This window comes from Actinomadura sp. (assembly GCF_044508335.1).
Lineage (GTDB): Bacteria > Actinomycetota > Actinomycetes > Streptosporangiales > Streptosporangiaceae > Spirillospora.
This window is the reverse complement of record NZ_JBIQHY010000176.1, coordinates 1-10,096: the sequence shown is the minus strand read 5'-3', so window position 1 is coordinate 10,096 and position 10,096 is coordinate 1. Positions and strand designations below refer to the sequence as shown.

At 76.3% G+C, this 10,096-nt stretch carries 3 protein-coding genes; all 3 read right to left on the bottom strand.

Annotated features, from left to right (window positions below; translation table 11 throughout):
* The coding region (locus ACIWVC_RS32935; RefSeq protein WP_396455042.1) for a type I polyketide synthase at positions 1-1,634 on the bottom strand (1,634 nt) is incomplete at its 3' end.
* A 44-nt stretch (positions 1,635-1,678) separates the two neighbouring features.
* Positions 1,679-7,942 (bottom strand): SDR family NAD(P)-dependent oxidoreductase, encoded by a 6,264-nt coding sequence (locus ACIWVC_RS32930; protein ID WP_396455041.1) that lies wholly within the window; start codon positions 7,940-7,942, stop codon positions 1,679-1,681.
* Positions 7,943-7,975: 33 nt separating this feature from the next.
* Positions 7,976-10,096 (bottom strand): beta-ketoacyl reductase (locus ACIWVC_RS32925; protein ID WP_396455040.1); only part of this gene is annotated, 2,121 nt, incomplete at its 5' end.

Sequence of the window (10,096 nt, the reverse complement as noted above, 5' to 3'; positions counted from 1 at the left end):
CCGGTGAACAGCACCGCCAGCCGGCCCGGTGCCGTGCGGCCTCGGACGATCTGCTCGCCCAGCACGACCGCCCGGTGGTCGAACACGGCCCGGGAGAGCAGCGTCAGCCCGACGCCCAGCCGCGAGCCTTCGGCCCCGTCGAGGAGGCGTCCGACCTGCTCCTCCACCGCCGGTCCGGTCGCGGCCGAGACGATCCACGGCACGACGGGCGGTTCGGCCTGCTCCTCCGCTTCGACGGGCTCGGGGGCCGGGGCCTGCTCCAGCACCACGTGCGCGTTCGTGCCGCTCATCCCGAACGACGAGACGCCGGCACGGCGGGGCCGGTCCGTCTCCGGCCACGGCTTGGCCTCGGCCGCCAGCTCGATCGCGCCCGCCGTCCAGTCCACGTAGGGCGACGGCTCGTCGATGTGGAGGCTGCGGGGCACCGTGCCGTGCCGCATCGCCTCCACCATCTTGATGACGCCGCCGACTCCGGCGGCGGCCTGGGTGTGCCCGATGTTCGACTTGAGCGACCCCAGCAGCAGCGGCCTGCCCTCGTCCCGGCCCTGCCCGTAGGTGGCGAGCAGCGCCTGCGCCTCGATCGGGTCGCCCAGCCGGGTGCCCGTGCCGTGTGCTTCGACGACGTCCACGTCGCGGCCGGACAGCCCCGCGAATTCCAGCGCGGCCCGGATCACCCGCTGCTGCGCCGGGCCGTTGGGAGCGGTCAGCCCGTTGCTGGCGCCGTCCTGGTTGACCGCCGAGCCGCGCACGACGGCCAGCACCCGGTGGCCGAGCCGCTGGGCGTCCGACAGCCGCTCCACCAGCAGCATCCCGGCGCCCTCGGCCCAGTTGGTGCCGTCGGCGGCCGCGGCGAACGCCTTGCAGCGCCCGTCGGCCGCCAGGCCGCGCTGGCGGGTGAACTCGATGAAGGGGGCGGGCGTGGCCATCACCGTCGCGCCGCCCGCGAGCGCCATGTCGCATTCGCCGGCGCGGAGCGCCTGGCAGGCGAGGTGCAGGGTGACGAGCGAGGACGAGCAGGCCGTGTCGACCGTCGCGGCCGGGCCCTCCAGGCCGAAGAAGTAGGAGACCCGCCCGGCGATCACGCTGGCCGCCGAGCCGGTGATCGCGTACCCCTGGATCTCCTCGGGGATCGTGGCCTGGATGAGCGAGTAGTCCTGGCCGCACGTGCCGGCGAACACGCCGGTGCGGCTGCCGCGCAGCGCGACCGGGTCGATCCCGGCCGCCTCGATCGCCTCCCAGGACGTCTCCAGCAGCAGCCGCTGCTGCGGGTCCATCGCGAGCGCCTCGCGCGGCGAGATCCCGAAGAACGCGGGGTCGAAGCGGTCGGCGTCGAGCAGGAAGCCGCCCTCCCGCTGACCCGTGGTGCCGGCCGACTCGGGATCGGCGTCGAAGAGGGCGTCGAGGTCCCAGCCGCGGTCGGCCGGGAACGGGGAGATCGCGTCGCGGCCCTCGGCGGCCAGCCGCCACAGGTCGGCGGCGGAGCGGACGCCGCCGGGGAACCGGCAGGCCATGCCGACGATGGCGATCGGCTCCCGGTTCCGGTCGTCGAGCTCCTTCAGCCGCAGCCGGGCGTCCCGGGCGTCGGCGACGGCCCGCTTCAGGTATTCGCGGAGCTTTTCCTCGTTCGTCGGCATGGTTCCTCGCAGCTCTCGGGGGGCGTGTCTGGCGGGGCGTGCGGTCAGCTCACGCCGAACTCTTTGTCGATCAGGTCGAAGAGCTGGTCGTCCGTGGCCGTCTCGAGGTCTTCGACGTCGGGGGCGGCGCCGTCCGCGGCCGGCTGCCAGCGGGCCGCCAGGTCCTGCAGGCGCCGCGCGATCGCGGCCAGCTCGGCGGGGTCGGCCCCGGCGTCGGCGATGGCGGCGTCGAGCCGGTCGATCTCGGCCAGCACGGACGGGACCCCGTCCGGCTCGTCCGGGAACATCTGGCCGGACAGGTACTCGATGAGGGCCTCGGGCGAGGGGTAGTCGAACACCAGCGTCGCGGGCAGCCGCACGCCGGTCTCCGCCTGCAGCCGGTTGCGCAGCTCGACCGCGGTCAGCGAGTCGAAGCCGAGCTCGGTGAACGACCGCTCCGGGTCCACGGCCGCGGCGTAGCCGAGCACGGACGCCACCTGCCCGACGACGGCCTCGGCGAGCGCGGCGGCGCGTTCGGCGGCGGGCAGCGACGCGAGCCTGGCGGCCAGGTTCCCGCCGGCGGCGCCGGCCGCGGCGCGGCGCGCCCCGGGGCGGCCGAGCGACCGCAGCACCGGCGGCGTCCGCTCGGGGTCCAGGGCGCCCGGGTCGACGCGCACCGGGACCGCGAGCGGGAACGGCGCCCGCAGCGCCGCGTCGAGCAGGTCCAGCGCCTCGCCGGCCTGGAGCGGCACCATGCCGGTCCGCGCCATCCGGGCCAGGTCGGTGTCGGACAGGTTCCCGGTGATCGCCGAGTTCACCGCCCACAGGCCCCAGGCGACCGCGAGGGCGGCCTTGCCCAGCCGCCGCCGGTGCGCGGCCAGGCCGTCGAGGAAGGCGTTGGCGGCGGAGTAGTTGGTCTGGCCGGGCGCGCCGATGATGCCCGCCGTGGACGAGAACAGGATGAACGCGGCGAGGTCCCGGTCCTCGGTCAGCTCGTGCAGGTTCCAGGCGCCGTCGGCCTTCGCGCGGAGCACCGCGCCGAGCCGCTCGGGCGTCATCGAGCCGACCACGCCGTCGTCGGAGACGCCGGCCGCGTGCACGACGGCCGTGACCGGCCGGTCCGCGAGCAGCTCCGCGAGGGCCGGCCTGTCGGCGACGTCGCACGCGGCGAACTCGGCGCGTGCGCCGAGTTCGGCCAGGTCCGCGGCGAGGTCCGCGGCGCCGGGGGCGTCCGCGCCGCGCCGGGAGACCAGCAGCAGGTCCGTGACGCCCCGCGCGGCGAGGTGCCGGGCGACGAGCCCGCCGAGGGCGCCGCTCGCCCCGGTCACGAGCGTCTGGCCGTCCCCGAACCCGGCGGGCTCGGGGACGGTCACGACGACCTTGCCGATGTGCTTGGCGGCGGACACGTACCGCAGGGCGCGCGGCGCCTCCCGCACGTCCCAGACCTTCCTCGGCAGCGGCGTGAGCACCCCTTCGCGGAACAGGGCGAGCAGTTCGCCGAGCATCCCGGCGACGCGTTCCGCGCCCGCCTCGGCCAGGTCGAAGGCGCGGTAGCGGACGCCCGGATGGTCGGCGGCGACCTGGTCCGGGTCGCGGACGTCGGTCTTGCCCATCTCGATGAACCGGCCGCCGCGCGGCAGCAGCCGCAGCGAGGCGTCCACGAACTCGTGGGCGAGCGCGTCGAGGACGACGTCCACGCCCTCCCCGCCGGTGGCCTCGCGGAACTCGGCCTCGAAGTCCAGGGTCCGGGAGTTCGCGAGGTGGTCGGCGGCGATCCCGTTCGCCCGGACCGCGTCCCATTTGCCGGGCGAGGCGGTCGCGAAGACCTCGGCGCCGAGGTGGCGGGCGATCTGCACGGCGGCCATGCCGACGCCGCCCGCCGCGCTGTGCACGAGCAGCCGCTCCCCGGGCCGCAGCCCGGCGAGGTCGACGAGCGCGTAGTAGGCGGTCAGGAAGACCATCGGCACCGAGGCCGCCTGCTCGAACGACCAGTCGTCGGGGATCGCGGCGAGCAGCTGCCGGTCCGCGACGGTCACCGGCGCGTAGCCGCCGTCGACGATGCCCATCACCCGGTCGCCGACCGCGAGGTCGTCGACGCCCGGCCCGACCTCCAGGACGACGCCGGCGGCCTCGCCGCCCATCAGGACCCGCCCCGGGTACATGCCGAGCGAGAAGACCACGTCGCGGAAGTTCACGCCGGTCGCGCGGACGCCGAGCCGCACCTGGCCGGGCCCGAGCGCCCGCTCCGCCTCCGGGGCGGGCACGAGGGCGAGGCCGTCCAGCGAGCCGGGCCGCACCGAGTCCAGCCGCCACGGCCCGGCGGGCGGCGGGACGAGGACGCCGCCGGAGGAGGCGCGCACCAGCCGCGGGACCAGCACTTCGCCGCCGCGGAGCGCGAACTGGGACTCCTCCGCCGCGTCGGCGAGGGGCAGGACGGCCGCGATCGCGGCGTCGTCCCCGTCCGCGACGGTCCCGTCCACGTCCACGAGGACGATCCGGCCCGGATTCTCGGACTGGGCCGCGCGCACCAGGCCCCACACGGCGTGCGCCGCGAGGTCGGGCTCCTGGCCGGGCTCCCCGTCGCCGTCCGGGCCGCCGGCCTGCACGCCGCCTCTGGTGACGACGACCAGTCGGCCGTCCGGGTCGCCGGCCAGCCACGACTGGACCTCCTCCAGCGCCCACCTGGTCGCCCGGTGGGTCGCCTCGACCGGGTCGCCGCCGGGGCGGGGGCACCAGGCGATCACGTCCGCGGGGTCGGGGTCCGCGGCGTCCGGCGCCGCGGCCGGGACCCAGTCGAGCCGGTGCAGCGCCTCGTCGTGCCCGGCGGGCGCGGCGGCGGGCGCGCCCGGCTGGGCGGGCCGCAGCGTCAGCGACTCGATCGTCGCGACGGGCGCCCCGCCGTCGTCGGCGAGGTCCATGGCGACGGCCCCGGTGGCGGTGGGGGCGATCCTGACCCGGATCGCCGTCGCCCCGGACGCGTGCAGCTCCACCCCGGACCAGGAGAACGGCAGCAGCGTCCGGCCCGGTTCGGCGCCGGTCCCGCGCAGGCCGATGGCGTGCTGGGCGGCGTCGAGGATCGCGGGGTGGATGCCGAACCGGCCGGCCTCCCTGGCCGCGTCCTCGGGCAGGACGACCTCCGCCAGCGTCGTCTCGCCGTAGCGCCACGCCCGGGTGAGGCCGCGGAACACCGGCCCGTACGGCAGGCCCGCCTCGGCGAGGTCGGGGTAGAGCGCGGCCGCGTCGAGCGGCTCGGCGCCGGTCGGCGGCCAGGACTGGAAGTCGAACCGCTCCCGCGCCGCGCCAGGCGCGGCCGTGCCGGGGGCGAGGACGCCGGTCGCATGCAAGGTCCAGGACGCCGGTCCCGCTGCGCCTTCGGCGCTGGAGTGGACGGTGATGGTGCGCCGCCCGGTCTCGTCGGCGGCGGTCACCGCCACCTGGAGCCGCACGCCGCCGGTGTCCGGGACGACGAGCGGGGCCTGGACGGTCAGTTCGTCCACCCGGGGGCAGCCGACGGCGTCGCCCGCGCGGACGGCGAGTTCGACGAACGCCGTGCCGGGCAGCAGCGTGCGGCCCTGGACGGTGTGGTCGGCGAGCCAGGGGTGGCTGCTCAGGGAGAGGCGGCCGGTCAGCAGGTACCCGTCGGATCCGGCGAGCTCCACGGCGGCGCCCACGAGGGGGTGGCCGGCGGACGCGAGCCCGGCGGAGGCGACGTCGGCGACCTTGCCGGCCGTGCTGAGCCAGAGCCGCTGGTGCTGGAACGGGTAGCCGGGAAGGCCGCCGGCCGGTGTCCCGCCCCACGCCTCGAACAGCTTCGGCCAGTCCACCTCGGCGCCGTGCGCCCAGAGCGCGCCGACGGCACTCAGCAGCGTCTCCACCTGCGGGCGCCCCGACCGCAGGCACGGGACGAACACGCCCTTGTCGGTGATCCGCTGCGCCAGCGCGGTCAGCACGCCGTCCGGTCCCACCTCCAGCCACCGGGTGGCGCCCTGGACGGCCAAGTCGGTGACCATGTCGGCGAACCGGACCGGTTCGCGGACGTGCGCCACCCAATAGGCGGGGTCGGTGACCTGGGCGGGCAGCCCGTCGATCTCCGGCTCCCGGAAGGTCAGGCCGGCCACGACCTGCCCGAACTCCTCCAGCATCGGCTCCATCAGCGGCGAATGGAACGCATGGCTGACGGCCAGCTGCTTGACCCGCACGCCGTCGCCGCGCCACTGCTCCGCCAGCTTCTCCACAGCCCCCGCGTCACCGGAGACCACCACCGAGGTCGGGCCGTTCACCGCCGCGACCGCCACCCCCTCAGGCAGCACCCCGGCCACGTCGTCTTCGGCAAGCTCGACCGCCAGCATCGCGCCGCCCTCCGGGAGCGCCTGCATCAGCCGCGCCCTGGCGTCCACCAGTGCGCACGCGTCCGGCAGCGACAGCACGCCCGCGACGTGCGCCGCCGCGATCTGGCCGATGGAGTGGCCCGCCACCATGTCGGGCCGCACGCCGAGCCACTCGACCAGCCGGTAGAGGGCGACCTCGACCGCGAAGATCGCGACCTGCGCGACGCCGGTCTGGTCCAGCGAGCCGTCCGGGTCGTCGGCGAACACCACGTCGCGGAGGGGACGCCCGGTGAGCCGCTCGACCTCGTCGAAGGTCTCCGCGAACACCTCGAACTCGGCGTGCAGGTCGCGTCCCATGCCCGCCCACTGGCTGCCCTGGCCGGTGAACAGCATCGCGAGCCGGCCGGGCGCCGCGCGGCCGGTGACCACCGTGTCCCCGACGGCGACGGCGCGGTGGTCGAACACGGCGCGCGACGGCAGCGCGGCGCCGATGTCGAGCGGGGTGCCCGCGTCGCAGGCGCGGAGCCGGTCGATGAGGTCGTGCGCCGCCTGCGCGGTCCGCCCCGACACCGGCCACGGCACGACCGTCCTGGCGGGCGCGTCGCGGCGCTCCTCCTCCCGGACCTCCTCCAGGATCACGTGCGCGTTCGTGCCGCTCACGCCGAACGACGAGACGCCCGCGCGGCGCGGCCGGTCCGCCTCCGGCCACGGCTTCGCCTCGGCCGCCAGCTCGATCGCGCCCGCCGTCCAGTCCACGTAGGGCGACGGCCGGTCGAGGTGCAGGCTGCGGGGCACCGTGCCGTGCCGCATCGCCTCCACCATCTTGATGACGCCGCCGACTCCGGCGGCGGCCTGGGTGTGCCCGATGTTCGACTTCAGGGAACCCAGCAGCAGCGGCCTGTCCTCGTCACGGCCCTGCCCGTAGGTGGCGAGCAGCGCCTGCGCCTCGATCGGGTCGCCGAGGGACGTGCCGGTGCCGTGGCCCTCCACGACGTCGACGTCCCGGACGGTCAGCCCCGCCGCCGCCAGCGCCGCCCGGATCACCCGCTGCTGCGACGGGCCGTTCGGGGCGGTCAGCCCGTTGCTGGCGCCGTCCTGGTTCACCGCCGACCCGCGCACGACGGCCAGCACCCGGTGGCCGAGCCGCCGGGCGTCCGACAGCCGCTCCACCAGCAGCATCCCGGCGCCCTCCGCCCATCCGGTGCCGTCCGCGGCGGCCGAGTACGCCTTGCAGCGCCCGTCGGGCGACAGCCCGCGCTGCGCCGCGAACTCCACGAAGGAGGACGGCGTGGTCATGACCGTCACGCCGCCGGCCAGCGCCAGCGAGCACTCGTCGTTGCGGAGCGCCTGGCAGGCGAGGTGCAGGGTGACGAGCGAGGACGAGCAGGCCGTGTCGACCGTCGCGGCCGGGCCCTCCAGGCCGAAGAAGTAGGAGACCCGCCCGGCGATCACGCTGGCCGCCGAGCCGGTGATCGCGTACCCCTGGATCTCCTCGGGGATCGTGGCCTGGATGAGCGAGTAGTCCTGGCCGCACGTGCCGGCGAACACGCCGGTGCGGCTGCCGCGCAGCGCGACCGGGTCGATCCCGGCCGCCTCGATCGCCTCCCAGGACGTCTCCAGCAGCAGCCGCTGCTGCGGGTCCATCGCGATGGCCTCGCGCGGCGAGATGTCGAAGAACCCCGGGTCGAAGTCGCCCGCGTCGTAGAGGAACCCGCCGCGGCGCGTGTACGAGGTGCCGGGGTGCCCGGGGTCGGGGTGGTAGACGCGGTCGAGGTCCCAGCCGCGGTCGTCGGGGAAGTCGCCGATGGCGTCCACCCCGTCGGCCACCAGCCGCCACAGGCCCGCGGGCGAGTCGGCGCCGCCCGGGAACCGGCACGCCATGCCGACGATCGCGATCGGCTCGGCCTGCCGCTCCTCCAGCTCCTCCGCGCGGCGGCGCGCGGTGCGGAGCTCGCCGCTGACCCATTTGAGAGTCTCGAGAAGCTCTTCCTGGCTCGCCATTCTCTTTCACCTCTGTCCGGCCGAGCGGGCCTGTCAGGAGTTGCGGAATTCCTTCTGGATGAGCGCGAGCATCTCGTCGGCCGAGGCCGACTCGAAGCCGTCGCCGGGGTCCGCCGCGGGTTGCGCGCGGGCGGCCGAGTCGACCTGCCCGAGCAGCGCGCGGAGCCGCCCGGCGATCTGCCGCAGCTCGTCGCCGCCGGGCGGCAGCGACAGCACGGCGGCCTCCAGCCGGTCGAGGTCGGCGACCGGGTCGGCGCCGGCCACGCGCAGGTCGCTGAGCAGCTCGTCGAGCAGGAACCGGGCGACCGCGGCCGGGGCGGGATGGTCGTAGACCAGCGTCGCCGGGACCTTCAGGCCGGTGCTGCTCGTCAGCCGGTTCCGCAGCTCGACGCCCATGAGGGAGTCCATCCCGAGCCGCTGGAACGGCTCGGCGGGCGGCACCGACTCGGCGCCGCGCCGGCCGAGGACCTCGGCCGTCTCGGCGCGCACGAGGTCCAGCAGCATCGCCTCGCGCGCCTCGGGATCGGCGTCGCCGAGCCGCCGCCGCAGCGACTCCGCCGCCGCCGGGTCGCCCGCGCCGGCCGCGTCCGCGCCGGACAGGAAGGTCTCGGCGTCGCCGACCCCGCTGAACAGCCGCGCGGCGGCGGTCTCGGCGTACAGCGGGGCGAGCCGGGACCAGTCGATGTCGGCGATGACGGCGAACGGGACGAGGTCGCCGAGCGAGCGCCGCAGCGCGGCCGCGGCGAAGCCCTCCGGCATCGGCGGCAGGCCCGCGCTGCGCAGCGAGTCCGCCGGGGTGCCGTCCGGCTCGGCCCCGGCGCACGGCCCCCACGCGAGGCAGGTGGCGGGGAGCCCGGCGGCGTGCCGCTGCGCGGCGAGCGCCTCCAGCGCCGCGTCGGCCGCCGCGACCGCGCCCCGGCCGATGCCGCCCCACACGCTGTCGGCGGAGGAGAACAGCACGAACGCCGACAGCCCGGCGTCCAGGGTGAGCTCGTGCAGGTTGACCGCGCCGGCCAGCCTGTCCTCGGGGGAGCCGCCCGCCATGTGCACGACGGCGGTCAGCGGCCGCCCGGCGGGCGGTACCGCCAGCAGCGCGGCGAGCGCGGCCCGGTCCGCCGTGTCGCACGCCGCGACGGTCACGTCCGTCTCGCCGGTCTCCGGCAGTTCGAGGCCGGCGGGGTCCCCGGCGGGGACCAGCAGCAGGTGCCGGACGCCCGCCTCGGCCAGCATGCGGATCACGTCCCGCGCCAGCGGTCCGTCGTCGACGGTGACCAGCACCGTGCCGTCCGTGTCGATCGCGAGTTCGCCGGGCGGCCCGCCGCGGCCGGCGCGCACCATGCGCCGCGCGTAGAGGGCGTCGCCGCGGACGGCGAGCTCGCTCTCGGCCGCGTCCCCGGCCGGCCGCTGCGCCGCGACGACCGCCCAGATCCGGTCGCCGTCCAGCGGCCCGGCCGGGAGGTCGACGACCCCGCCCCATCTGCCGGGACGGTCGAGCGTCTCGCTCCGGCCGAGGCCCCAGACGCGGGCCTCGCGGATGTCTTCGATCCGGTCGCCGGGGACGGCGGCGACGGCCGACCGGGTGAGCGTCCACAGCGGCGCGGTGACTCCGGAGCCGATGAGCGTGTCGAGCAGGGCGGACACGTGGGCCGGCTCGGTGAGGGTGGAGATCACGCCGTCCGCGCGGGCGGCGTCGGCGGGGATGCTCTTCGGCGGTCCGGACGCGGGCGTGCGGAGGAGGTGCACGTCGATGGCCAGCGCCTTGGCGGAGTCGGCCAGGGCCCGGAGGTCGGCCTCGGGTGTGGTCTCGTCCGCGACGATGAGCCATGTGCCGGGGTTTTCAGGCAGTTTCGGCTCAGGGACGGTCTGCCATTCGATGCGGTACCGGAGTTCGTCGGCGGGCGTCCCGGTCCGGCCTCCGGGGCGGCCTTCCAGCCAGTACCACTCGTGCTGGAAGGGGTAGGTGGGGAGGTCGGGGTCGGGCTGGGCGTTCCAGGCGGTGAACAGAGTGGGCCAGTGGACATCGCTGCCGTTGGCCCAGAGCGTGGCGAGCGCGGTGAGGAGGGTTTCGGTCTGGGGGCGGCTTCGGCGCATCGCGGGGGCGAAGACCTGGCCGTCCTCGTCGGTGATCTGCTGGGCGAGGGCGGTCAGGACGGC